This is a genomic window from Microbulbifer maximicatervae (SeqCode) (genome assembly GCF_052467225.1).
The window spans coordinates 905733-930159 of record NZ_CP174303.1 but is presented as its reverse complement, the minus strand read 5'-3'; the positions used below and the strand labels follow the sequence as shown (position 1 = coordinate 930159).

24 protein-coding genes are annotated in these 24427 nt (G+C 47.7%); 11 read left to right on the top strand and 13 right to left on the bottom strand.

Annotated features, from left to right (window positions below):
• Positions 1 to 263 precede the first annotated feature (263 nt).
• A complete protein-coding gene (locus ACJJIZ_RS04060; protein WP_444915276.1) occupies positions 264 to 995 on the top strand; it encodes a DUF4386 domain-containing protein in 732 nt (243 codons plus the stop codon).
• Positions 992 to 1432: a DUF6326 family protein gene (locus ACJJIZ_RS04055; protein ID WP_413663655.1), complete on the top strand. Its 441-nt coding sequence runs from the start codon at positions 992 to 994 to the stop codon at positions 1430 to 1432. Before ACJJIZ_RS04060 ends, ACJJIZ_RS04055 begins: the two co-directional genes overlap by 4 nt.
• Before the next feature lie 468 nt (positions 1433 to 1900).
• Here the strand turns inward: ACJJIZ_RS04055 and ACJJIZ_RS04050 are convergent, their stop codons facing one another.
• The 3 genes from ACJJIZ_RS04050 to ACJJIZ_RS04040 all read right to left on the bottom strand — a co-directional run bounded on the left by ACJJIZ_RS04050 (position 1901) and on the right by ACJJIZ_RS04040 (position 5316).
• Entirely contained in the window at positions 1901 to 2884 is a 984-nt protein-coding gene (locus ACJJIZ_RS04050; RefSeq protein ID WP_282930879.1) for an alpha/beta hydrolase, read from the bottom strand.
• Between the two features lie 114 nt (positions 2885 to 2998).
• Positions 2999 to 4063: a class II fructose-bisphosphate aldolase gene (gene fba / locus ACJJIZ_RS04045; protein WP_444915275.1), complete on the bottom strand. Its 1065-nt coding sequence runs from the start codon at positions 4061 to 4063 to the stop codon at positions 2999 to 3001.
• 89 nt (positions 4064 to 4152) lie between these two features.
• Complete coding sequence (locus tag ACJJIZ_RS04040) at positions 4153 to 5316, bottom strand: phosphoglycerate kinase (RefSeq protein WP_444906980.1); 1164 nt, start codon at positions 5314 to 5316, stop codon at positions 4153 to 4155.
• A gap of 590 nt (positions 5317 to 5906) precedes the next feature.
• On the opposite strand from ACJJIZ_RS04040, the gene ACJJIZ_RS04035 reads away from it, so the two are divergent.
• Positions 5907 to 6305 (top strand): globin, encoded by a 399-nt coding sequence (locus tag ACJJIZ_RS04035; RefSeq protein WP_444915274.1) that lies wholly within the window; start codon positions 5907 to 5909, stop codon positions 6303 to 6305.
• A gap of 1857 nt (positions 6306 to 8162) precedes the next feature.
• On the top strand, positions 8163 to 9665 hold the full coding sequence (locus tag ACJJIZ_RS04030) for a S8 family serine peptidase (protein ID WP_444915273.1): 1503 nt from the start codon (positions 8163 to 8165) through the stop codon (positions 9663 to 9665).
• Positions 9666 to 9792: 127 nt separating this feature from the next.
• Here ACJJIZ_RS04030 and ACJJIZ_RS04025 read toward each other — a convergent pair whose 3' ends face one another.
• Positions 9793 to 10746, bottom strand: coding sequence for a LysR family transcriptional regulator (locus ACJJIZ_RS04025; protein ID WP_444915272.1), 954 nt, complete (start codon positions 10744 to 10746; stop codon positions 9793 to 9795).
• A 201-nt stretch (positions 10747 to 10947) separates the two neighbouring features.
• Here ACJJIZ_RS04025 and ACJJIZ_RS04020 point away from each other — a divergent pair, with 201 nt between their 5' ends.
• From ACJJIZ_RS04020 to ACJJIZ_RS04010, 3 genes are all read left to right on the top strand, one after another.
• Positions 10948 to 11241 (top strand): putative quinol monooxygenase, encoded by a 294-nt coding sequence (locus ACJJIZ_RS04020; protein ID WP_282930872.1) that lies wholly within the window; start codon positions 10948 to 10950, stop codon positions 11239 to 11241.
• Between the two features lie 317 nt (positions 11242 to 11558).
• Positions 11559 to 11789, top strand: coding sequence for a DUF350 domain-containing protein (locus tag ACJJIZ_RS04015; RefSeq protein ID WP_108734840.1), 231 nt, complete (start codon positions 11559 to 11561; stop codon positions 11787 to 11789).
• Between the two features lie 4 nt (positions 11790 to 11793).
• Positions 11794 to 12630, top strand: coding sequence for a transglutaminase domain-containing protein (locus tag ACJJIZ_RS04010; RefSeq protein WP_282930871.1), 837 nt, complete (start codon positions 11794 to 11796; stop codon positions 12628 to 12630).
• A gap of 51 nt (positions 12631 to 12681) precedes the next feature.
• Here ACJJIZ_RS04010 and ACJJIZ_RS04005 read toward each other — a convergent pair whose 3' ends face one another.
• Positions 12682 to 15075 carry a zinc-dependent metalloprotease gene (locus tag ACJJIZ_RS04005; RefSeq protein ID WP_444915271.1) on the bottom strand — a complete coding sequence of 798 codons (2394 nt, stop codon included), beginning with the start codon at positions 15073 to 15075 and terminating at the stop codon, positions 12682 to 12684.
• 184 nt (positions 15076 to 15259) lie between these two features.
• Between ACJJIZ_RS04005 and ACJJIZ_RS04000 the strand changes: the two genes are divergently transcribed.
• Positions 15260 to 16045, top strand: coding sequence for a DUF2884 family protein (locus tag ACJJIZ_RS04000; protein WP_413663664.1), 786 nt, complete (start codon positions 15260 to 15262; stop codon positions 16043 to 16045).
• A gap of 70 nt (positions 16046 to 16115) precedes the next feature.
• Here the strand turns inward: ACJJIZ_RS04000 and ACJJIZ_RS03995 are convergent, their stop codons facing one another.
• Positions 16116 to 17132: an alpha/beta fold hydrolase gene (locus ACJJIZ_RS03995; protein ID WP_444915270.1), complete on the bottom strand. Its 1017-nt coding sequence runs from the start codon at positions 17130 to 17132 to the stop codon at positions 16116 to 16118.
• 201 nt (positions 17133 to 17333) lie between these two features.
• Positions 17334 to 18722, bottom strand: coding sequence for a pyridoxal phosphate-dependent decarboxylase family protein (locus tag ACJJIZ_RS03990; RefSeq protein ID WP_444915269.1), 1389 nt, complete (start codon positions 18720 to 18722; stop codon positions 17334 to 17336).
• A 407-nt stretch (positions 18723 to 19129) separates the two neighbouring features.
• Here ACJJIZ_RS03990 and ACJJIZ_RS03985 point away from each other — a divergent pair, with 407 nt between their 5' ends.
• A complete protein-coding gene (locus ACJJIZ_RS03985; protein WP_444916184.1) occupies positions 19130 to 19570 on the top strand; it encodes a DUF998 domain-containing protein in 441 nt (146 codons plus the stop codon).
• Between the two features lie 8 nt (positions 19571 to 19578).
• Here the strand turns inward: ACJJIZ_RS03985 and ACJJIZ_RS03980 are convergent, their stop codons facing one another.
• Positions 19579 to 20271 (bottom strand): ArsR/SmtB family transcription factor, encoded by a 693-nt coding sequence (locus ACJJIZ_RS03980; RefSeq protein ID WP_444895806.1) that lies wholly within the window; start codon positions 20269 to 20271, stop codon positions 19579 to 19581.
• 89 nt (positions 20272 to 20360) lie between these two features.
• On the opposite strand from ACJJIZ_RS03980, the gene ACJJIZ_RS03975 reads away from it, so the two are divergent.
• Both ACJJIZ_RS03975 and ACJJIZ_RS03970 read left to right on the top strand, forming a co-directional pair.
• The gene (locus tag ACJJIZ_RS03975; protein WP_444915268.1) at positions 20361 to 20699 is read left to right on the top strand and encodes an NIPSNAP family protein; all 339 of its coding nucleotides are present in this window, start codon (positions 20361 to 20363) and stop codon (positions 20697 to 20699) included.
• Positions 20699 to 20998 carry an antibiotic biosynthesis monooxygenase family protein gene (locus ACJJIZ_RS03970; RefSeq protein ID WP_444915267.1) on the top strand — a complete coding sequence of 100 codons (300 nt, stop codon included), beginning with the start codon at positions 20699 to 20701 and terminating at the stop codon, positions 20996 to 20998. The genes ACJJIZ_RS03975 and ACJJIZ_RS03970 overlap by 1 nt, the downstream gene beginning before the upstream one ends.
• Positions 20999 to 21071: 73 nt before the next feature.
• Here the strand turns inward: ACJJIZ_RS03970 and ACJJIZ_RS03965 are convergent, their stop codons facing one another.
• Genes ACJJIZ_RS03965 through ACJJIZ_RS03945 form a run of 5 tightly spaced genes read right to left on the bottom strand, consistent with a single transcriptional unit; the run spans position 21072 to position 24426 of the window.
• On the bottom strand, positions 21072 to 22283 hold the full coding sequence (locus ACJJIZ_RS03965; RefSeq protein WP_444915266.1) for a DUF3570 domain-containing protein: 1212 nt from the start codon (positions 22281 to 22283) through the stop codon (positions 21072 to 21074).
• A complete protein-coding gene (locus ACJJIZ_RS03960) occupies positions 22219 to 22434 on the bottom strand; it encodes a DUF4266 domain-containing protein (protein ID WP_413663671.1) in 216 nt (71 codons plus the stop codon). Before ACJJIZ_RS03960 ends, ACJJIZ_RS03965 begins: the two co-directional genes overlap by 65 nt.
• Before the next feature lie 4 nt (positions 22435 to 22438).
• On the bottom strand, positions 22439 to 22915 hold the full coding sequence (locus ACJJIZ_RS03955; protein WP_413663672.1) for a TlpA disulfide reductase family protein: 477 nt from the start codon (positions 22913 to 22915) through the stop codon (positions 22439 to 22441).
• A gap of 30 nt (positions 22916 to 22945) precedes the next feature.
• On the bottom strand, positions 22946 to 23599 hold the full coding sequence (locus tag ACJJIZ_RS03950) for an outer membrane beta-barrel domain-containing protein (protein ID WP_444915265.1): 654 nt from the start codon (positions 23597 to 23599) through the stop codon (positions 22946 to 22948).
• Positions 23569 to 24426: an outer membrane beta-barrel protein gene (locus ACJJIZ_RS03945; RefSeq protein WP_444915264.1), complete on the bottom strand. Its 858-nt coding sequence runs from the start codon at positions 24424 to 24426 to the stop codon at positions 23569 to 23571. The genes ACJJIZ_RS03950 and ACJJIZ_RS03945 overlap by 31 nt, the downstream gene beginning before the upstream one ends.
• Between the last annotated feature and the right edge of the window lies 1 nt (position 24427).

Here is a 24427-nt window from a genome sequence, read left to right as displayed (position 1 = left end):
ACTCTAAAGAGACCACCATGGCGTCAATAGCTAGTACCGCACACCCAATAGTCTCAGTACCGTTAGCGATACAGAATCTTTACCTCTATTCACAACGGAACAACACCATAAGTACGTCTTTGCTGACCATATTCTTCTTATGAAATTCCAGCTGATTACCGTGGTTGGAATTTCATCGCAGTCCCCTTTATATGGGTACCGCGACTAGGACCTAACCGACTATTGGCTCTCTATCTGTCAATTTGATTTTACAAGGATATAAAATGACTCAAAAAGAATATGCCAGACTTTCTGGGCTTATTTATTTACTTACTATATTGTTGGGAATATTTTCTTTAGTATATGTGCCTTCTAAAATTCCCACAGCGTGGGAAAATGCATCATTAACAGCGCAAAACATCCTGGAATATGAATTTCTATATAGATTAGGAATTTTAGGCGGGATACTTCTCTATATACTATTTTCAATACTGCCACTAGCTTTATATCGCACACTTGCACCTGTAAATAGAGGATGTGCGTTGTTAATGGTTATTTTTTCTCTCACCAGTATTCCATTTACTCTACTCAATATAGTTAACAAAGTTGATGCTCTCACACTTCTTAGCGGAGCAGAATATCTCCTAACTTTTGAAAAAGAACAAATTTATACCCAGGTATTATTGTTATTAAAATCGTATAGTAACGGAATCCAAATAATCCATGCTCTCTGGGGATTATGGTTACTTCCTTTCGGATACCTGGTCTACAAATCAAACTTTCTACCAAAAATACTGGGCATACTGTTAATGGCAGGATGCCTTAGCTATTTAGTAAGGTTCTGCGCAAATTTACTTTTCCCTGAATATCAAATCCCCGCTTTTATTAGAGTACCCGCCTCTCTAGGGGAGATCGGAACCTGTCTATGGTTACTAATTATGGGCATTAGAACTCCACCAACTATTACCGAATCAAATCAAAAGTTATCTACCAGTAAGATCGAGGGAATGTCATGAACGATAAAGACAACTTAAAGAGCACATCGACCAAGCTCACTGACAGTCATATAGATGTTAAGATTAAAATAGCCGGGCTATGGGCTTCAGTAGTACTACTTTACATCTATGGGGATTTCTTTGGGCTATTTAGGACAGGAAAAATAGATAGAATAATTGAGGGGTTCGGGCCATTTGGAGCGGTCACACAAGAGTCACTACTTACTGTATCAATCATTGTGTCACTCCCCTGTATTATGGTTGCCCTTACTTTATTACTTAAACCATCTATCTCTCGCTGGATAAATATTATTACATCCTCAGCTTTCATTATTTTCTTATTTGTAACATTTTTAATGTCCACCTGGTATTTCTACTTCTATCTGGGATTTATCGAGATTATTCTCAAATTAGCTATTATTTGGCTGGCTTGGCGCTGGCCTCATGAGGAGTATTAATAGAGTTTTTGACCAAAGGAGAAGGAAAGAACATATTGTACTTGGGCACCGCCGCATAAGGCATGGATGGCGTCTTCGACCTTATCGGTGAAATTTACAGAGTGTTCATTTCTTCTAACTAAGGAGCCTCTAAATAACTCCGTAATGCCTCTGCGGGTCTTGAAGGCTGCAGATGTTAGGCGCAGCTAGCCGCGAATGGCCTAGTCCTTTGCAAGAGCTGCAACGCAGCAGCTGTGGCCTTCAAGGCCCGCCCTTCGGGGCTTACAGAGCGACTCACACTCCGCGTTGCGACTTATTGAAAGGTCTAGACATTCCTGCGAAGCCGCGCCTTGATTGTGAACCGCTCTGTATGCCAGAGGTATCACGGAGTTATTCAGAGGCTCCCTAAGTAGATTCGCTAAGGCTTTCCGAGTGAAAAGTGCAGGTCAAAACTCTGCGAGTTGAGCGATACAAGTTATCGCTCACAGCCTATTTGGTTAACCACTCATCCATCGCCGCTAATATTTGATGGCGATAAGGTTGGGTTTCGTTAATCATCTGGTGCCGGGCACCGCGTATCAATACCCGGTGGCAATTGGGAAAACGATTCCGAACAGCATGAAGACCATAACGCCAATCAACGGTTTTATCATCCGTTCCCTGAACCAAAAGGATCGGGCGCGGGTTACGTGCCGTGCGGGGAAATGTCTGCAACCAATCCACCATCGCCCTGAGCCAGCTCATAGAGATTGATTGAGATTGAAGGGGGTCCCTAAGTGCCTGACGTCGAGAAAACTCCACATCGTGGGTATTAATCGTAAAGGCCCGGCCGGGTTCGCGGATAAACAGGCGGCCCACATAATATTTCCAGCGATTTAGCCAGGCCCAGTTTGACGGCCTTACCAAGGGAGCCAACAAAAAGACCTTATCCAGAGGCTGCCAGCGGCTGTATTGCAGATGGGCCAGTAGTGCAGCGCCACCGGTGCTCTGGCCCATTGCATGCCAGGGCCCGGGCAACTTATTTCGCGCAATTTCCAACAGTCCATCAAACGCCTGGCGGTATTGCAGGAAAGTATGGATAGCTACACGCTCACCACTGGATAAACCATGTCCGGGGAAATCAAAAATCACTACATTGAGATCCCGCTCCAGGCCAAAGCGGATTGCCGGACCATAAATACCCGTATGATCAAAATAGCCATGGCAAATAAACAAGGTGCCCTTGGGATTCTCGACCATCCAATACTGTGAAACCAATTCAAATCCGGCAACTTTAAAAGTGCCGACTCCGGTCTTATGGGCTCGGGGAAAATGCAAATCGTAAAAATTACGATAATCCCGCAGCTCTTTGCACAGAGGGGTTTCGTCAGCGCCGAAATCCAGTTCAGGCAACTTCTGACGCAATGCCGAGTAGTCCGGGCGCTTTATTACCGGGCTATTATCGTAGGTGCTGAGGTCTTGCAAAGTATCCATTAGTGCAATGGTACTGCATTTTGGCGGTAGGGGTAGTGATATCGTAGCGGGAAAGACAACCTGAAAAGAAAAAGGTGGGCATAGAGCCCACCTCTTCGCAACAGTGGAAGACTGTTACTTGATTTGCGGCTCCAGCTCACCGGCAGCGTAGCGTTCGCTCATAACATCGAGGCTAACAGGGCGAATCTTGCTGGCATTACCAGCAGTGCCAAACGCCTCATAACGAGCGATACAGATTTCCTTCATCGCTTGCATAGCGGCTTTGTAGAACTTACGCGGGTCAAACTCAGATGGATTCTGAGCCAGGAAGCGACGTGTGGCACCAGTCGAGGCCAAACGCAGGTCGGTATCGATATTGACCTTGCGCACACCGTGCTTGATACCTTCACAGATCTGCTCAACAGGAACGCCGTAGGTTTCCGGGATCTCACCACCAAACTCATTGATTACAGCCAGCCACTCCTGGGGTACAGAAGAGGAACCGTGCATTACCAGGTGGGTGCCTGGAATACGAGCGTGAATCTCTTTGATACGGTCGATGGCCAGGATGTCCCCTGTGGGCGGACGAGTAAACTTGTAAGCACCGTGGCTGGTACCACAGGCAATTGCCAGGGCATCCACCTTGGTTTTCTGTACGAAGTCAGCGGCCTCTTCCGGATCGGTCAGCAGCTGGTCGTGGGACAACTTGCCCTCAGCGCCAACACCATCTTCCTCTCCAGCCATACCGGTTTCCAGGGAACCCAGGCAGCCCAGCTCACCTTCAACAGAAACACCACAGGCGTGGGCCATATCCACCGCGCGCTTGGTGACATCTACGTTGTACTCGTAAGAAGCCGGGGTCTTGCCGTCTTCCTCAAGGGAGCCGTCCATCATCACTGAGCTAAAGCCCAGTTGGATAGAGCGCTGGCAAACGGCGGGGCTGGTGCCGTGATCCTGGTGCATAACTACCGGGATCTCAGGGAACTCCTCAATAGCCGCAAGGATAAGGTGGCGCAGGAAGGGAGCGCCGGCGTACTTGCGGGCGCCCGCAGAAGCTTGAACGATTACTGGAGAATCGGTCTCTTTGGCCGCTTCCATAATCGCACGCATCTGCTCTAGATTGTTTACATTAAATGCGGGTACACCGTAGCCATGCTCTGCGGCATGGTCCAACATTTGGCGCAGGCTGATAAGAGCCATAATTAATTCCTTTCTCGTCTACTCGTAGTATTTGTATTTTTGCTTTTATGACCTGCCTGCAAATTGCGACAGGCCTTATTTTTCGTTATTTAGTCTTGTGCGCGGCTTTCCAGTATAGCGACCGCTGGAAGCTTCTTACCTTCAACATATTCAAGGAAGGCACCGCCACCCGTGGAGATATAGGAAACCTTGTCGGCAATGCCATACTTATCCACAGCCGCCAGGGTGTCACCGCCACCAGCTATAGAAAACGCTGCGCTCTCGGCAATGGCTTTAGAGAGGTGCTCGGTACCGTTGCCAAACTGGTCAAATTCAAACACACCTACAGGACCATTCCAGATAATGGTTTTCGCACTGCTGAGAATATCTTCCAGTTGCTCGGAGGATTTCGGACCGATATCAAAAATCATATCGTCTTCAACCACAGCATCGGCACTTTTGGTTTCCGCTGCGGCGGATTCACTGAACTCTTTACCTGTGACGACATCAGTTGGCACAGGAATATCACACTTCTGCATCAGGGCCTTGGCGGTATCTACCAGATCGTGCTCGCAAAGGGACTTGCCCACTGGCTTGCCGCTGGCTGCCAGGAAGGTATTGGCAATACCACCACCAACAATCAGCTGATCGACTTTGTCAGCCAGGCTTTCGAGTACCGTCAATTTTGTAGAAACTTTGGAACCACCAACAATAGCAACCAGCGGGCGCGCCGGTTCAGCCAGGGCTTTCTCCAATGCGTCCAGCTCAGCAGCCAACAGAGGGCCGGCGCAAGCAACCGGGGCAAATTTAGCCACACCATGGGTGGAAGCCTGGGCCCGGTGGGCAGTACCAAAGGCATCCATCACGAAGATGTCGCACAATTGCGCATAGGCCTTTGCCAGAGACTCATCGTCCTTTTTTTCACCGCTGTTGAAACGTACATTTTCCAGCAGGGCAACTTCCCCATCGGCCAGTTCAACGCCATCGCGCCACTCTTTGACCAGCGCCACATCACGGCCCAACAGCTCACCCAGGTGTGCAGCAACAGGGGCCAGGGAGAATTCTTCCGCGTACTCCCCCTCTGTGGGGCGCCCCAGATGGGACATCAACAGCACTTTAGCCCCGGCTTCGATAGCGGCTTTTATCGTCGGTAGTGCCGCGCGAATACGTGCATCGGAAGTTACACGACCGTCCTTAACCGGTACATTCAGGTCCTCACGGATAAGTAAGCGCTTACCAGCGAGATCGAGATCTGCCATCAGTTTGACCGCCATTAGCCAATCCTCTTCTACTTCGATTAACTGAAAAATGTGGGCGGCGATTATATCAACTGGAACCTATCGATGCCGATATTAAAAACAGGGGAATACGTTGTTATAACAGCCAATCTACGCATTATTAGCGCAGTTGTTACTGTCTTCTGGGTCATATAATCAGTTGTAGTCGATGCTTATCGCCCTTGACTTGCGCTGTAAGCGAGCAATCACTCCTATTCAAGATGACACCTGGAGCCAATTTTCAAACAGCTTTATAGCAACTTTAGATTTTCTGATGATACTGCCGCAATCGCCCCGCTATTTAAGTAGCTATAAGGGTCCATACATATGCTGAGGGGCTCACGATCGGCATCTAGCGATGAGGAGAAAGCTGATTGGAGCCCAAAGTGACAATGGCGATTTAGCAATTCGCCGGTTGAGAACTACTTTTTAATTACGCCAGATAACACACATTTACAGTCAAATTACTCTTCCCGCACCCAAGCTCGATCGATAGAATCGCCGCCCCCCTCCAAAATGCACATTAATCACAGAGGCCGCTCAATTGTAAAAACCAAGGGTGGCCAAGATAAGAGGTAAACAAAACGATGCAACCAACGGATAGTGATATCGTTTTCCAAAGCTATGGGCGTTGCTGTAATAAAGAACAATTTTTTGTGGATTTTTATGATCGATTTATGGGAAGTTCTACAGACATTCGTCAGCTCTTTGCCAATACAGATATGAAGGCCCAGCGCCATCTTTTGCGTAATGGCATTATGCAGCTGGTGCTCTATTCACGCGGCATGCCAGACACCAAGCTGCGCGCTCTGGGTAAAAGCCACGATCGCAATGGCTATAATATCCGCCCAGAGTGGTATCGCCTATGGCTCGACGCCCTGCTCGCTACTATTAGGCAGCACGACGAGGAATTTTCCCCCGAAATTGAAGCCGCCTGGAACCGAGCAATCCTCCCAGGCATTGAAATTATACGTCAAGCATACTAATGCTCGGACTCCAAGTTTAATTTCCTAAGCCCTAAGCCCTAAGCCCTAAGCCCTAAGCCCTAAGCCCTAAGCCAGCCATTTTTGTCGGGCCTTTTGATAGTTTTAATATAAAGGCATACCTAGTGCCGGCATAGGGCTACACTCCCGACCTGGGATATAAATTATTAAATGCTCACCTGTAACTACCCCATGAAAGAAAATGTATCTATAAAATTTGCACTAGATATCTAAAATAAAGTAGCGAAAAAACCAAGATAATACGAAAGTATGGTGTTTTTTCAAATCAGCCAGCATGGCTACTGTACAGAGTGAACCTTCCCAAAGCTGGGGGCGACATTTCTTGAGGCCTGTTACCACAAGTCTTCATATGGATTTACGCGAAGAAAGATCTTATAGTAACAATCAATGACAAGTACTCTCCGAGTCATATAGAAAGCCATACAAAAACTTTTAATATAGACCCGCCTTCAAACCGCCCGCCAACACGTAATAAAATTATAAAAATTATTTACATTACAGCTAAAGAAGACCCGAGATGAAATTAGGATAATAAAAACATCAATCTTAGTATAGGATCAGCTATCAACTTTAAGATATGCAAATATTTATCGAATATTATTTTATCCAGATAAGATTGAAAGCAAATGGAAATAGCCACCCAAGACCGGCATCTCCTCGGGCGGCCATTTTAACTACCTTCGATAAAATTCAGTAATTACAGAACGCCTTACAGTACTCAGTGCCATACCCACTCTCTCTACAATCTACCATGCACTGCAATTCTTCGGGAAGAGAAGCTAACGTAGCAACACTCCCACTCAACAAAACACCAAAAACAAGCGCTGAAAATAAACTTTTCATAAAACTCTCCAATTAACAAATACTTTTCAAGAGAATTTTTTATACTATAGAAAAATCACCAAAGTAAACAAGTTAAAATATATTTTTAAACAAAAATAAAATTATGAGAACCAATCAACAAACGTTTGCACAACCATATAGAGCCACCACAGGAGATAGCAATCGACCACTGAACCAATTAACAAATTTGGCCAGAGAAAAAACACCTCTCCAGAACAAATGGCGCACATTTCTCCGAAAAATCCCGTCAAACTCAACCAGCTAACACTTTTCTTAGATTGGCACTTCCCAGCAAAAGAATAGAATTAAAAATGAAAATCAAGAACTTCAATGAATAATTTATTCGCCTTGATGCATCCCACCCCATACCGAAGCCACCATAATCATAGCCAACTAGGGTGGCACTCCAATTACAGGAAATGCTGTATCAATAAAACTTACAAACTGAAAATATTTTCAATTCATACACAACATTACCAAATACATCCTTTAATCAGAATTCCCATCAAGATAAAACAGAACTTCAATTTTGACATGGAGCATGTCCATCGAAATAGAAATGGTAAAAAATTTATCCATTACCCTCAAGCAAGGAGAGATAGAAGATGAGCTTTGCCTTCTTCTGGCCAATTTAATTCGGCTAAAATTTTTTCCAGGAAAACCTCTTTGCAATTCAACCTATCACAGAAGGAGCCTTATTAGGTACTTCAACTGCCATATTGTCCCTGTAAATGACTATTCTCGGCCAGCCACACCAAGCACCTTCTAAGAAAATAGCTGCCCCACCTCATCTCGCCTGCCAAAGCAATCATACCGGCCATCTATATAATAAAAACAACCTCATAATTAAAAATATAAAAAATAATTATTCATACGACAAGAAAAGCCTGATAAATTCCCCTCTTCGACGCTCAAGTAAATATCAACAACCAAAAAACTTGAAATTAGAACGTCGACAAAAGCAACAATAAACATAGAAATCTTCAGGAGCATCCAATGAATAAATCCTTGTCTGTATTTGCAGCCAGCATTTTAGCGCTCGCCGTGACCGGCAACGCCACTGCTGAGGACAAGCGTTATATCGTGACTTTCAAGCAGGGAAAAGGCGAATCCGTTAAGTCTTTTATGAAGAAGAGAGGCGGAAGACAGGCTATTGAAATACGCCGCCAGAATGCGATGGCAGCACATATGTCTGCAACAACCCTAAAAGAAATGCGCTCGAACCCGGATGTTGCTTTTATTGAAGAAGACGTTAAGCGGTATCCGATGTCCCAGGAAACCCCCTACGGGATCACCATGGTGCAGGCAGATCAACTAGGTGATACTCAGGCCGGCAACCGCACAGTCTGTATTATTGATTCCGGCTACGATCTGGTTCACGAAGATTTGTCCGGAAACGCCGTCACTGGTACCAGTGACCCAAGCGGCGCAGGTAACTGGTATGAAGATCAAAGCGGTCACGGCACCCATGTAGCCGGCACTATCGCTGCGATGAATAATGGTACCGGTGTCGTTGGCGTGATGCCCAGCAGTAATATTAACCTGCATATTGTAAAAGTGTTTGATGGCGACGGCTGGGCCTACTCCTCCTCCCTAATGGCAGCCGCAGAGGTTTGTGCCGACAATGGTGCCAACATCATCAATATGAGTCTGGGCGGTGAAAGTGCCAACTTCCTCGAAAGACGAACCTTTAACAATCTAAATCGCCAGGGAATCCTGTCCATCGCGGCAGCCGGAAACGACGGTAACACTGCGCACTCCTACCCAGCCTCATACTCCTCTGTTGTATCCGTCGGTGCTATCGATAGCGATAAAGCTATCTGGTCCTCCTCTCAGCAGACTGACCAGGTAGAACTTTCCGCCCCCGGAGTACAGGTTCTATCTTCTGTTCCCACCGACACTGGCAGAATCTCTAGCTTAACCGTCGGCAGTGTTGACATCGAATCAGCCCCAATATCAGGCACCCCAGCTGGTGCAATCACCGGTTCAATGGAAGACTGTGGTACGGCTGAATCCGCTTGCACCAGTGCGGCAGGTAAGATTTGCCTGATTGCGCGAGGCAATATCAGCTTTGCGGAGAAAGTTTTAAATTGTGAGTCCGGTGGTGGTATCGGAGCGATTATTTACAACAATGAAGAGGGATTACTCTCCAGCGCAACCCTGAGCGATACTGTAACCACTATTCCCTCGGTTGGTATTTCTGACACTGATGGTGCAACTCTACTCACGCAGCTGAGTGCCAGCGTAGATTTGGAAAATGAGGCTACAAGCTACGAATATTTCAATGGCACTTCCATGGCTACCCCACACGTTGCCGGTGTTGCCGCATTGGTATGGAGCCACTTCCCCAACTGTAGCAATACGGAGATCCGCAACGCCCTTACAGCCACAGCGGAAGATCTCGGTGATGCGGGAAGAGATAATGCTTACGGCTACGGCCTCGTCCAGGCAAAAGCAGCCTATGACTACCTGGATACCTACGGCTGCTCCGGCTCCTGATCCCATTCGGATTAACTAGGGCTTAAATAAGAAAGGGGAGCAAAGCTCCCCTTTCCTTTGCCAGAACCGAGAAAAACCTGTTGAGAGTTTTTATAGATAGCCACAGGGTTAAGAAACTATTTGGGACTCAAGATATATCCACCCCCGTACTGAAATCGCTCTCAGAGAGTAATCCCTCAGCGAGCAGCTGCTTTAAAACCCCCGAACACCGTTCTCTCAAAGTGTCGCGCACTAATCGTACCGTCGGTGTTATTGACTGCCTCCCCGGAGATACCAACCATAGCTCCGTCGCCTTGGGTTTATAGTCTCGCATGGTGGCCACTACCTGACCGGAAAGTAAATCCGCAGACATATCCAGACATGACTTAATGGCAAGTCCATAGCCAGAGGTACACCAACGTCGCACCAGGTCACCGTCATTTGACGACCTGTTCCCAGACATACGTATCTTGTATATCTCTTCGCCCCGAAAAAATTCCCAATTATTGTGCACAATCTCGTGAAGCTGATAAAAAAGGCCATTATGTGCGGAGAGATCCTCCGGTGTTTTCGGGGAACCCTTTTCCTGTAAGTAGGCCGGGGTTGCACACAATAAACGGGGCACGTCACAAATCTTAAAACCATACAGGTTGGCATCCGCTGGGGGGCCGTAGCGCAACGCGATATCCACAGGATCCCGGTAAAAGTCTACTTGGCTATCACTGATATTCACTCTTAGACTCAGCCCCGGGTGCTCCTGCAACAATTGATCTAACCAAGGAGTTACGAGGTTCCTTCCCAGGTCCGAGGATGCACCTATGCGAAGCTCGCCATCTATCTGACCGCTGTCTTCCTTGAGATTTTGCCGGGCGAGGTCCAAAGTCAGGAGGGCCTCCTCACATTTGGGAATAAACCTTTCCCCAGCACTGGATAGCCGCAATTGCCGCGTAGTGCGAATAAACAAGTCCGCTCCCAGCGCGCTCTCCACACGCTTGATCGCTGCGCTGGCAGTTGCAGTGCGTAAGTCGAGACTGGCGGCGGCTGCAGTGATACTGCGAAACTCGGCCACTTTAATAATGACCCTCAAGTCTTCAAGCTGCATATTTTCAATATATTTTTGATAAAGATTCAAAGATTATAGTGTTTCTAGCGATGCAATCTAGATCTAGAATGACTTCATCAGCTCGACACCCCAGTCCTTACCCAGGAGACAGCTAAGCTGTTCACTAGGTCTCCTCTGAAAGGATCAAGGAAAAGAGTACAAACCTTAATCCAACACATATTGAAACAAAGAGGCGTTCACATGAGCAGGCTCACTATCGTTGCCAACATTAAAGCCAAGGCCGACAAAATTGACCTGGTGAAATCTGAATTGTTAAAACTCATTAATACAACACGAGCAGAAGCTGGTTGCATTAATTACAACCTTCATCAGGACAATGATAATCCTGCACACTTCCTGTTTTATGAAAATTGGGAAACTCGCGATCTGTGGCAAACCCACATGAACAATAAGCACCTAGAAGACTATATGAAGGCAACCGAGGGCGCCGTTGAAGAGTTTGTATTGAATGAAATGACCGAGATTGATAACTAATCAAACTCGGTGCGTTATCCAGGTTCCCGCCTGGATAACACCGAGCTAATAAATACACTTCTTCAAAAGGCTTTCCCGGTAACTTAAGCGTAAAAGCTCTTCGGCGCAGCAACTCTTCGTCTAGAGCTATCCCCCAATAGCAACCCAGCCAAATAAAATACTAATCAACAAGTCCGGATTGCCGATTAAGGTTGATAATCACCTGTGAATTCATCTGCCGGTTTATCTGGGTTGGTCATCCTTTGCACTCAATCAGGCCCTATGCTTAAATTATTCCATTAACAGTCACTAATAAACATAATTAGCCTGAAGGATTTATGGAACTGGAATTTTTAACGGCAACCCTGTTTAACCTGGGAATTAACCTGATTTATACGCTGCTAGCGTTATTTATTGGTATCACCGCACTGATTACCATTGATAAGAAACTGCTTCGCTCTGTAGATATCGAAGGCGAGCTAAAAAATGGCAATATCGCCGTATCTATATTTGCATCAACCATATTGATATTTGTTGCCATCATTATTTCCTTTGGCCTCAAGGGATAGCACTATGCGCAAGTGGCTGGCTATCACACTGATACTTTCCCTCGCACTGATCACTCCTGAACTTGTACGGCGAGCTAATACACAGGAGCCGCCAACTAAAAGCACACCGGAAATCCCCCTTTCCGATAATTTACGGAGCTTTGGTAGCAGCGGCAGTCAGTTAGCCAGTATTGTGGACTCACAACAAGGAGTAGTGCGAGTGGTGGGTACCCGCTATCCTCTGGAAGAAAAAACCATCCAGAAAGTAGTCGACAAACGCTCACTGGAAGAGAGCGCTCATGTCTCAGTGTGGAACTGGCAGGGAATTGAGGCGGCGACAGCTTCCGCCCGGGGACTGGACCAGCAACACCACTTTGCCAACAGCTACCTGGTGGGGTTCAAGCCCTTTAAGACTCAACAGCTTTGGGTGCCTCTTTATACACTGGCTATGAATAAAGAGTACCAATACGATCACCTGCAATACGCCGGTTTGTCAGACATTTGGCAAACATCCCGGCAGGCCTATTACCAAAAGCGGGGTGACTGTGAAGACCACGCTATTTTACTGGCAGATTGGCTGATCGAATTGGGAGTTGATGCGCGGGTGGCACTCGGAACCCATAAAGGTCAGGGTCACGCCTGGGTAGTGGCCATCTTGAACGATCAAGAGTACCTGCTGGAGGCAACCAGCAAACGCCGCCAGACCAGCTGGCAAGCCATGCCCCTGGCAGCGCTGGCGGAGGGTTACGATGCGGAATTTCAGTTTAACCGCCACTTTTTCTGGGCGAAGAAAAACCCAACCCCCACTCGACAGTACCGAGGAAATCACTGGGTAAAGAAGTCCCAGTTTATTCGCGGTTAATGCCCAAAGGGGGTGAGCGTTTACAGCCCACCCCCTTTTATCCGTTTCAGATCAGATCGGAGATCCTGGCGGCAACGCTTTAACCGCACCAGGTTTTACTTCCAGCTTGCCCTGCTTAAAGGCATCGATGCGCTGTGCCTCATAGTAATAGTGCGCACTATAGCCCTCAGGATCATCGCCAAACAGCCGCATAGAACCAATTTCCTGAAGAAGTTTTGCCAGCTCCAAATGCGCTTTGGCCCGCACTGATTCGTCTGCCTTTGCATTACTGGCCAGTAACATCAACTGCTCGATATAGGCATGATTAACCCGCTGGTGCACACTCGCCTGCAGACCGGTATAACCCTCACCCTGCAGAGCCAGTGCGCTCAAGCGCTGCAATAGGCTAGCAAACCCCGGTACCTCACTGCTGCGGGCACTCTGTTGATTCATTCGCGCCGCGCGCTGCGGGTCCATCAGGATTGATAGCGTATGCCCAGCAGCCGCTTCCGCCAGAGCCACCCCATCAAAAGCTACTCCCGTATATGAGGGGAAGCTCTCGATAGTACGTTCGTAGCCATAGGACTTGGGCGGAATCAGCTGCAAGACCTGCTCCGGCAAGGTGAGAAACTGCGGCGAAAGTGTATCCAGCAGTGCATCAATTGCCCGCTGTTGTCGCTCTGCGGGCACCAGGGTATAGCTATTTTGATCGGTACCGTTGTAGACATAGTCATAGTCCAAACCACCAATCAATTTGCCCACAGCCTCCGCCTGGTAGCGATGACCGTAGTACACAGGCACCAGGGTCTCTTCCAGGTCAGAGCGGGGCGCGGATAACGGCGCTGCCGCCGCAGAGAAGTTATCCAGGGCATGACGCCTCAAGTCGACCATCCGCTGGAATTCCGTCAATGGGTCGGTGCCGTTGTCCCAAAGGTGTGAAACTGCGTGAGCATTATTGATGGTGCGAGAGTCCGGGTCTGAAATAAAGCGCAACTCTTGTTCCCCGGCCTCAGCGATAACACTGTCGAGATAACTTTTTTCATCATCGCTCTCGCCATAGCCATAGCGAACCGCCAACTTATCCCAACTGCCGATGCCAGTGGCGTAGGCATCTGTCAGGTCCAACTTACCTCCCAGCAGAGAGACCAGCGGAGCCGGGTAATCCATTACTGAAGCGCGCTCTTCGCTACTGGCAGCAAAGTTGTGCGCCAGCCCCAGGGTGTGGCCTACTTCGTGAGCGGATAGCTGACGGATACGGGCCAGGGCCATATTCTTTAGCTGCTCAGTACTGACGGTGTCGCCGCGGTAGGGCTGTACAAGCCCTTGAGCAATCAGAAAGTCCTGGCGAACACGCAGGGACCCCAAGGTAACATTGCCTTTTAGAATTTCGCCGGTGCGGGGATCGTAAACCGAATAACCGTAGGACCAACCGCGAGTGGAGCGGTGTACCCAATTGATCACGTTATAGCGAACATCCAAAGGATCGACGCCCTCCGGCAGAATCTCTACGCGAAACGCATTTTTAAATCCTGCTGCAGCGAATGCCTGGTCCCACCAGCTCGCCCCTTCGATCAGGGCGCTGCGCACCGGCTCAGGCACTCCGGAATCTACGTAGTAAACAATCGGCTCCACAACTTCATCGCTACCCGACTTCTTCTCCAGTCGATGACGGTAGATATAACGCTGGTCCAGAGGCTCTTCAATCGCCGTAGCGTAATCTCGATAAGCGAACGGGAAGTAGCCACTGCGGCTGTGAAAACGGCGGGGCTCATAGTCGTTATCTGGCAATTCAATCAGGGAGATATGCTGGCGCAGGGACACCAATGTAGGGGTCGGAACCACTTCGCGCAGATAGTTTCCCGGAGCTGATCCAGCAAAAGTTAACTGGGCCTCAAACTCACTGTTCTTGGGAAAGTTTTTTGTGCGGGGCAGATAAACTGCTGACTTGCTCTTATCCACACTGTAACTGCCCTGCTCTGCGCCCTTGAGACGTGTAGCAATGCCGTGCTGATCGCTCAGCAGGAAAGGCGTAAAGTCCACCAGTATTGCCTTATCGCTCTGAGCAAGCACCTTGAAGCCCCAGAGTACGGACGAAGCGAAAGCTTCCTCAACCGCGCGGCGCTCAGCCGCATTTGCTGATTGGGCACGGTATTTCAGATTCACCTGATGCAGTAATACCTTATTACCCGAATGCTGGAACTTCACCAAGCGGCTCTCACCCACTTGGTTCCGATCCAGGCCCACAGGGTTTGAACCCAGTCCCTGGGCCAGCCCGGTGAGCAAGAGCAACTCGCGCTCAAACTCATCGATCTCCAGCAACACCCGGCCGTTAGCCTCGTCCCAGTAAAAGTCGTGGAAGCCGCTGTGCCTATGCATGCCTGCAGTGTACTCCGCGATGCTCCCGGCCTGTGCCATTGTGCTGACTATCAAGAAGCACAGTGCGGCAATGTGCCTGCTTATGGACATTGAATACCCTCAATTTATTAAGTGTTATGGGCTAAAAATACAGAATACCCGCTGGAACATCCACGCCTGGCCATCACTCCCTGGGCCTGCGTCAGGAAAAAATGAAAAATATTTCAAGCTGCCTGCATCTGTTCGGCGACTCAGGCGCGTCACACTGAAAAGACACACAATAGGAAACCGGCATATGTGGAAGCCAATCGCACTTTCAACCCTGATAGGCCTCGGTATCAGTACCCAGGCAATGGCCCACGATTCTTTTCATGTCGATACCAGCACCTGCACAGTGTCTACGAATTACGCTATTGAAGTAGGCCCGGACTTCTTTACCGTCGATGGGGAAGACGGAAAACTGGTGACATTTCAGCTGCCCAACCAGCTATCAGTGGATGGTGAGTTGCTGTCCCTCAATTCTCAGCAGGAGCAACTACTTCAGGAATACCGCCAACAGCTACACATCGCCGGTCGCGACACACTGGTACTCACCCTTGAGGCGGTCGATATTGCAATGGATGGCCTATCCATTGCCATCAGCACCCTCGCCGGGCCGGACCACCCGGATATCCTCGAACTCCAACAGTTTTCCGCCGACCTGATCCAGCGCACTGAGGACCGCCTCAATCGAGAGGGCGAAATCTACCAGCTGGGAAACGAGGAAATGGGTAACTATATAGAGAAAACCATCTCTGAAGAGTTTGAACCCCGTATCGAACGCCTCGCTATGGAGTCCGCGGGGACTATTGCCTGGCATGCCTTCAAAGCTGCCTTTACCGGCGGGGAAAGCATTGAAGAACAGGCCACTGAAGAGGCGGAGCGCTTACTGGAACAGCGCGGTAAAAGTATTGAGCAGTCTGCAAACCGCTTGTGTACACAATTGGAATCCATCGATCGACTGGAAAGCGACCTACACCAGCAGGTACCAGAACTCAGTCACTACGACATAGTGAAAGCCGGCCTGGTTGTCATCAATTAGGCCCTCTTGATTTTCATCCCCCCAAACTCGGCCGCACTGCGGCCTCTTTTTTAAATTTTTCACAGTATTGTCACAGCCCCTGACGCTGCAAAAACTCCATTGCGTCGGTGACACTTTGTTCAGCATTTTCGACATGGGACATATGCCCCATCTTCTGATACACGATTAACTCTCCATTAGGCAACTTGTCAGAGAAATACTTTCCTACGGACAAGGGAATAATTTGATCTTCTGCCCCCCAGATAAATAAAACTGGAATTTTAATAGTCTCCAAGTCCGGCAACGGCTGGAAATTGATTGTGGCATTAGCAACCAAATTGATCGCTGTACCGCGGTTCTTCTCATAGCGGGAAAGCAAATAGATTCGTTCCAACATTTCCCCCGGCAGAGCCTGCGGATTGTAGAAAAATTTGGAAGCCAGCATTTTTCTCAATAATCCACGACTACCAATGTGCGCAACCATTTTTCGCCCCCAATGGCTGGTGGCAAATCGAGCAATACCAGCAGGCATTTCCAGTCCCTTGCCACATTTATAACCACCGGGAGAGACAAGAATAGCGGCCTTGGGTATATTCGGATGTCCTGTTAAATAGCGTAAAACCCCATTTCCACCAAATGAATGGCCAGCGATCACATAGTCCCTAAGTTTCAGGGTTGCGACAAATTCTGCAATAAAATCGGCAAAATGCTTAGGTGTATAAGTGCCTCCTGGTAACGGGTCGGTCAATCCATGCCCAGGTAAGTCCACCAAAATAACATGATATTTTTCTGCCAATTTTGTCGCCCAGGCATTCCAGGCGCTCAGTGAATCACCACCACCGTGAAGACAAAGTATATTAACGCCATCAACAGGCCCCATCTCGCGATAATTAACGGATAAACCACCAGCCAGCGTAAGTTGATTAAAAGAGAATTTCAGTAGCTCATTGCGACTTAAACTGGGACTACAAAACGCCATCCACAGAAGCCAGAGTAGAATTAAAAAAAGAATTAAAACCAGCCAAAAAGTCATCGTTCTACCCGAGCCCCTCACCTTTATCCGCTGAAAAAGTGGCTGAGTTGGCGGAAATAGTAATACCGCAAGCAAAAGCTTGAAAATAATGGCCCAGATCCGCGCCCATTCAACAAGGATAGACGGCGCTCGCAACTGAAACTGGCTGCTACACCCAAAGGTAGAAAAAAGAAAACCTCTTAGTAATTCACCAATATCCCTGCCTAACCTAAAAAATGCAAATATTAAGTGCTATTTACTTTAGAAGGCCTCTAGTATTTCATGTCACACAAAGGGTTATCTGGACATCTGAGCCTCCGTCGCCCGGCAAATAGCATCCAGGGTGAGGGCAATATCATTATCGGTAGTCGCCCAGGAAGAGATGCTAATACGCAGGGCCGTTTTTCCTCTCCAGGTAGTAGTTCCAAACCAGCATACGCCCTCCTCCTGTATGGTCCTGACTATCTCTTGAATGTCTTCCGCAGTGCCAATAGTTGCCACCACCTGGTTTAACACTACATCGTTAAGGATCTCATAGCCCATTTCTGCCAAGCCTTCGCACAGATGCTGGGCATGGATACAGCAGCGATCAATCATCGCCGCTACTCCCTTCGGGCCCATCTCCTGAATCGCCGCCCACACTTCCACCCCTCTGGCCCGACGTGAGAATTCTGGCACCATATCCTTGGGGGGCACCAGCGATCCCACTTGCAAGTATGGCGCCTGGGTTGTCATCACATTGTGTACAGACCCCGGCTTTCGACAAATTGCCAAACCGCAGTCATAAGGCGTATTTAGCCATTTATGAGCATCTACAGCCCAGGAATCTGCTTGTTCTACTCCAGTAGTCAACACTGATTTCGCTGGAGATGCCGCTGCCCACAAACCAAAGGCACCGTCGACATGTACCCAGGCACCTTTGGATTTAGCTTCGGGAATTATGTCTGCAAACGGATCAAAACTGCCGGAGTTTACGTTGCCCGCCTGAAGGCAAATAATGGTGGTTTCATCAACCTCGGGAAAAGTATCTGCACGCACCCTCCCCTGTTCATCACAGGGCGCTTTAATCACCTGGTCCATACCAAATCCAAGAATAGAGAGCGCCTTGTGAACTGTGACATGGGACTGTTCAGAAACAACAATACGTAGTGGCGGCGCACCGGCTAGCCCGCTTTTTGCCAGGTCAATATTTAACTTTTGATAAAGCATATTTCGCGCAGCAGCCAAACATACCATATTGGCCATAGATGACCCTGTGGTGAAACCCACACTACTTTCCACCGGCAAGGTTAACAATTCCAATATCCAGTTTGCCGCAATACGCTCCAGATAAATTGCAGAAGGCGCTGACGCCTCCAGAACCGCCACTTGGTCCCAAACGGCGTTCATTACCGCCGCGCCCATAGAAGCTGGCGTAGCCCCACCTACCACCAATCCGAAAAATCGCCCACCGGTACTGGCAACTGTTGCCGGAGAACCATAACGATGCAGGCTCTCGACAACAGCCTCTGCCGGTTCCCCAGCCCGGGCCAAGTCGCTGTTAAAAAATTGCATTTGATCAATATCAAAGGCGGACGGACTTACGCGGCGATCGCGAATATCGGAAACATACTCCTCAGCGTACCGCGCTGCCAGGGATAGTACTTCTATGGCATTAGAAAAATTTTTGCTGTCATTATTATCCATTTTCGTCCCCTCAACTCCTTTTCCAGCACCTGATCTAGTATAAAAAATTAATTACTCTATTAGACTTAAACTAATAAAAAATTAATTAAAACGATACGAACAATAAGGACAAAAACACCTATCTTTATGGCAAGAATCGCTTTTAGATAAAGTTGAAATAGCAATAAACCTGGCACGTTTGAAGACAAGGATTAACTTGAAAGGACTTTTTATCTAGTGCTATCTTCTGCCCCAACATAACCAGTCGGGGCTCATACAGTGTTTGCTTACTTGGGGTTTATCTCGCTGGTATGGATGGTTGTAGGTGTTACATTGGCAGGAGCAAAATACTCTGGCTATAGCCATTCAAGACAATTCTGTAGCGAACTAGGAGCCGTTGGAAGCCCAACCCAGAAGCTCTCCCCCTCATTAACAACTACCCACTTGGCATATTATTCTTCTTATTTGGCCTGGATATAATTCAAATTGAACAGGCCCCAGTTGTACTTACCATCATTGGAGTTTTAATTATCATCCACGGTATTGGAACCTGGGTTGCGGGTTATTTTCCTATGGATGCAGATCCCTATACAAAAACCCCTAGTCTTGAATGCCAGATACACTCCTGGGCGGGGATGCTTATGTTGTTGTCTTTACTCATTGCGCCATTGCTAAGTACTTTCAGTAGTTACTTCTCAATAGAATTCAGGCTATTTAGTACAGCCTGCTTGCTCGCTTCTATCTATTTTACTGTTACCTTAAAAAAAGCCTACGAAGAAAAAACCAACCCCGGTCTGCACCAACGTCTCAGCTATGGAGCACAGTTGATATGGTTAACGGGGCTTTCCTTTAATCTGATAACGAGCTGACAAATAATTTATAGCAACTTGGAGTGATCAATCTGATAACGCTTCGAGAACAGTAAAAGCCCCTTCTGGGAGAAAGTAATCGCCCTGGAGTCCGCTCTTCTTACCGCCCACTGCTTTGCCAAGGCATCTTCGAGTATCCATTGACCCAAGCTGCCTGCAAGGTGGCTTTTTCGTTCGCTCCAGTCTAAGCATGACTTGCAAACCGGGCGCTTACGCTGCTTAAAACTAGCTACGGCTACTCCTCGTTCCTGAAAAAATATTTCACCCTCTTTGGTCAAGGAAACTTGCTGTGATTGCTCAGAGAGCAACTCACTAGCCAATAGGGCCTCGTACAATAGTACACCAGCCATTCCTGCTAAATGGTCATAGCAGATGCGGGACTTCCTTAAATCTGGATCTGTGGGCCCAGTGGTAACTTTTTGAGGTACCAGGGTGCTACTCAGATTGAGCAGTGCCTCTAGCGCTTCGGCAACTTGATGACTCGCCAGCTGAAAGTACTTGTGCCTACCCTGCTTGCGAACTATCAGCAGCTTGCTATCTACCAGCTTGAAAAGATGGTTACTTGCAGTCTGTGCAGTCACATCAGCCTCACAGGCTAACTCTGTTGCTGTCAGTGCTTTTCCACTCATAAGCGCCATCAATATTTTTGAGCGCGCCCGATCCCCAATCAAACTGGATATTACCGAAATGTCAGGTTCCATGGTTATCCTCGCAACAGTTCGCTGAACACCGAAGTATAGAAAATTAAACCATCTAGAATGCCAGCAAATTATGAATAGAGGCAACTTTGATGACTGTAACCTGCTTTATTGAATACAAGATCGATCCGTTTAAGGTTGATTCTTTCCGTCTGTATGCGGAGAACTGGGGCAAAATTATTCCAGATTGTGGTGGACGGCTATTAGGGTATTTTCTACCTTCTGAGGGCACCAACTTTCAGGCCTTTGGTATTATTAACTTTGACAGCTTGGCTCACTATGAACAATATCGAAAACTGCTGAAGCAGTCTCCTCAGGGCAGTGAGAATTTCCAGTTTGCGATGAGAGAGAAGTTTATCCTTGAAGAGAAGCGCAGCTTTTTAAAGGCTGTGCCGAAAACCTACCTGAAGCTCCCACAGGGAAATCAGTGATGATTGCCGTCATATTTGAAGTTACACCAAAGCCTTCAGGAAAAGACAGGTATCTGGCCGTTGCAGCGGACCTAAAAGAACACCTGGCCGACTTTGATGGATTTATCTCAGTCGAAAGATTCCAAAGCATCAATCAACCAGGAAAAGTTCTGTCACTCTCAATTTGGCGGGATGAAGAATCTGTAGTGAATTGGAAAAATCACAAGGCACATTGTGATGCACAACATCTGGGCAAAAAAAAATTATTTGATAACTATCGTATAAGGATTGGAAAAATTCTTCGGGATTACTCTATGTAATCAATCAACATTGGCTAAAATTATTGAGCCTCTGCACTATTTTCTGAAAAACAGAACGCAGAGGCCCCCATTCCTAAAAACGGACCGACCAAAATAATCGAATTACATTGGCAGAGAAACTATAAGCCGGTTCGTCACCGGGACTGATAGATGTCGCTGAACCGTGTACCGTGACATCGAGAAAGTCATCGTAGTCAAATAGAATATGATCCCAGTAAAGATTAATTGTATTCCTGCGATTTAATAGAGACCAGCGCCGTGGCAACTCATAGGACACTCCCAGGCCAAGGGCCAAGGTTGTGAAATTGCTCAACTCCTTATCACGAGCACGAAAGTTGGTAGCGTTGAGATAGGGAAAAAGGTCGCTGTAAAAATCTGCACTACTCTGCTGATAGTAACGGATCTTTCCTTCAAAAACCCACTCGTCTTGTTCTTTCCACGGATGGGTATAGCGAAACTCTACATTGTCTGCAACGATTCCCCAACTATCCGCATAGTGTCGATACTCCCCTTTAATCGCTGCGCGATAGGGCAATCTATATTTGGCCCTCAGGGCAACCGCATCACTGTTGCGAGTTCTGGGGTAAACCTCGGCCTGATAGCTAAACCCTGTTCCAGATGCTTCATCGAGATACCTAACACTGCGATAAGGGTTGTTGAGATACCCTTCATCCGACACAGTTTCGACACTCACCTCTGCAATCAGCTTTTGCGTGAGAATCTGATTCCAACTAAATGCGTAGCGACGGTGTTGCGCTTCCTCGGCAAAATTATCGTCGCCATTGCGGAGCACATCATCACTTCCGTAACTAACCCGCAGGTCGATAGTACTTAAATCGCCAAAGAAACCCTGACTGATGCCGAAAGCAACGGTTTGTGCCTCGTAGTCATTCTCAGAACTGTTGGTGTACCCCACACTGATGGTAGTTTTATCCACAAGGTAATCAGCACCCAAGGAGTATTCATCCCGCTGCTCCGAATACTCACTGGCCGTGGCCTCCACATCAATAGAGGCTCCGGAAATCATGTCCACATAGTAATTGGCAGACAGAGAAACATTGTTGCCAACATTCTGGCGAATCAACACTGAAGGCCCATCAATGGTCACTCCACCACCGCTATAGGCGTGATACATATTGTCTGCCCGCTCTTCGGGAAGCACTGCGGCCACGGCAGAGAGCGGTGCTAAAAATGCCAACCCGCCCAAGCGAGATAGAAGCTTAGTTACAGCCACATCCACCTCCACTGCCTCCTTCAGCTCCACGCGCAGCTTCGCGAGCTTCATACACGTGATTCATATAGCGAGCAGCTACCGGATCCTGCTCAAACCCCATAATAGGATCCGCAAGAAATTGCCGTTCGTAGGGTGCAATCCACGGGTTAACAGTGCAACCTGTACTCATCAAGAAAGTGCAAACTAGCAATAGTGCACGCATGACACTACTCCCGAATCAATTCCTTGATCATTTTTTTATAGGCAGCTTCATCCCCGTCACGATAACCTTTATGGATATAGCGAACGTTGCCATCACGATCAATAAATACGGTGCTGGGCATAGCGGCAACACCATACATTTTGCTCACTTCCCCTTTGCTATCAAAAAGAATCGGAAAATCCACTGGGATTTTCGCTAATAGTGAATCCGCATCCTTACGCTGTGCATCCACATTGACTCCCCAAACCTGGAAGCCAGCAGCTTCATAGCGAGCATGTAACTGATCCAACAGCGGCATTTCCTGACGACAAGGGCCACACCAGGAAGCCCAGAAATTCAGCATAATGACATCGCCGCGCTGCTCTGCAAGCCTCAAATTTCCACCCTGGTTGGAACTCAAGGTAAAATCCTTAGAGGGCTCTGCGGCGGAAGCCTGTGACATCGATAAAAGCAGCGTCAGGAAAGCAGCCAGGTATTTCATGGAAGAGTCCTTGTTATTTTTGATGATCAATTAAAAAAAGATGGTAAGTCCCAATTGGGCAGACAGATTATTGGTGACTTGGGCCTCGCCAAATAATTCATGTTCAAAAACATGGTCGCGAACATCAAGGCGCACCGCGAGCCAATCGTTGGCAAGCATTCTCACTCCTGCACCAAAGTTGTAAGTGAAGTGCTCCTCATCAGCAAACGAGGTATTTCCCACACCTCCCACAACATAAAAATTGGCATTAAAGGCCCAGTCATCAAATACAAAATACTCACCCTGGAAAATATTCCAGCCCACAGAGGTATTGTAATAACTGAGTTCACGCTGCTCATCGGTCAGTAGTGGTGCGGCACCGCTCAACCTTTCAAAGCTGGATTCTCCCAACTCAGTCTGGGCATAGGTGGCCTCTATAAAGAAATCTTCGCTGATATGGTAGGCCGCTGAAGTGCCGTACAGGGAGTTTGAGCCAAAATCCTCGACATTGATAACACCAGCAAACAAACCAATTTCTATATTTTCACTATCTATCAGGGCGTCACGTATCTCTCGCCGTTCCAGTTCAGGTGCGACAATATCCGCAAGTACTTCATCATCCTGCTGAGCACTGCATACCTGGGTCCCCACCAATGCGGAAAGTGCCGCGGAGCCTACAGATATACGTCGAAACCAAGTTTCCACTCGACTATCTCCTGATTATTTTCCTGCGTAGTAAGCAAGTAGTGATTCGTGTATTCCGCCTTGATGGCAAAACGGCGCGATAAGTAAGTACGCAACCCTACGCCCGCCAACATCGTTGTATCTTGCCGATCTTCGGTGGCAACGATAGTTGCGTTTGGAGAGGTAATATTTATCCCAGCTCCCAAAACAAAATAAGGGGATATTTTCCAATGTGGGAATGGCTGGTGGACCATTGCTACCTGATAGACTTGGCTGTCTGAATAGGAACCTACCGCCTGGGTTGCACGTATTTCAGTAGCTAGATTGGCAGTAAATTGGTAGCCCAGGCTAACTCCCAGGGAGTCCGCTCCAGCAAAATCACCGTAATTCATACCTAGGTAAAAGTAACCGTCGTCAACATCGGAAAAATCCGGCAGAGGAACTCGAACAATTTCTCCATTTTCTCCGTAGATTTCACGTAAGTCGTCAACTTTTACCCAGCCACTTTTATTGCGTGAAGTAAGCACTTTTACCCAGTCGGTGCGGCGTTTAAGCAGCCAAATTTGTTCACCATACTCAGCGACATAGAATATCGGGTAACCGCGCCCCGGGCCTCGGTAAATATTAATAAATGCATTACCGACTGTAACCGGCTCTGCATCCTCAAGGCCTTTATATTTTTTCTCAGTCTCAGTCTCAGTCTCAGTCTCAACCAATTCTTCTTGTGGGGTATCATCTGAAGAATCAGATTCCATCAAAGTTTGTCCAGAAGAAGCCTGCCCAGAAAAAAGTAGCAGCAATACAAATACCGCGAAACTGCCAATAGAATTTTGGTGTAACTTCAACATG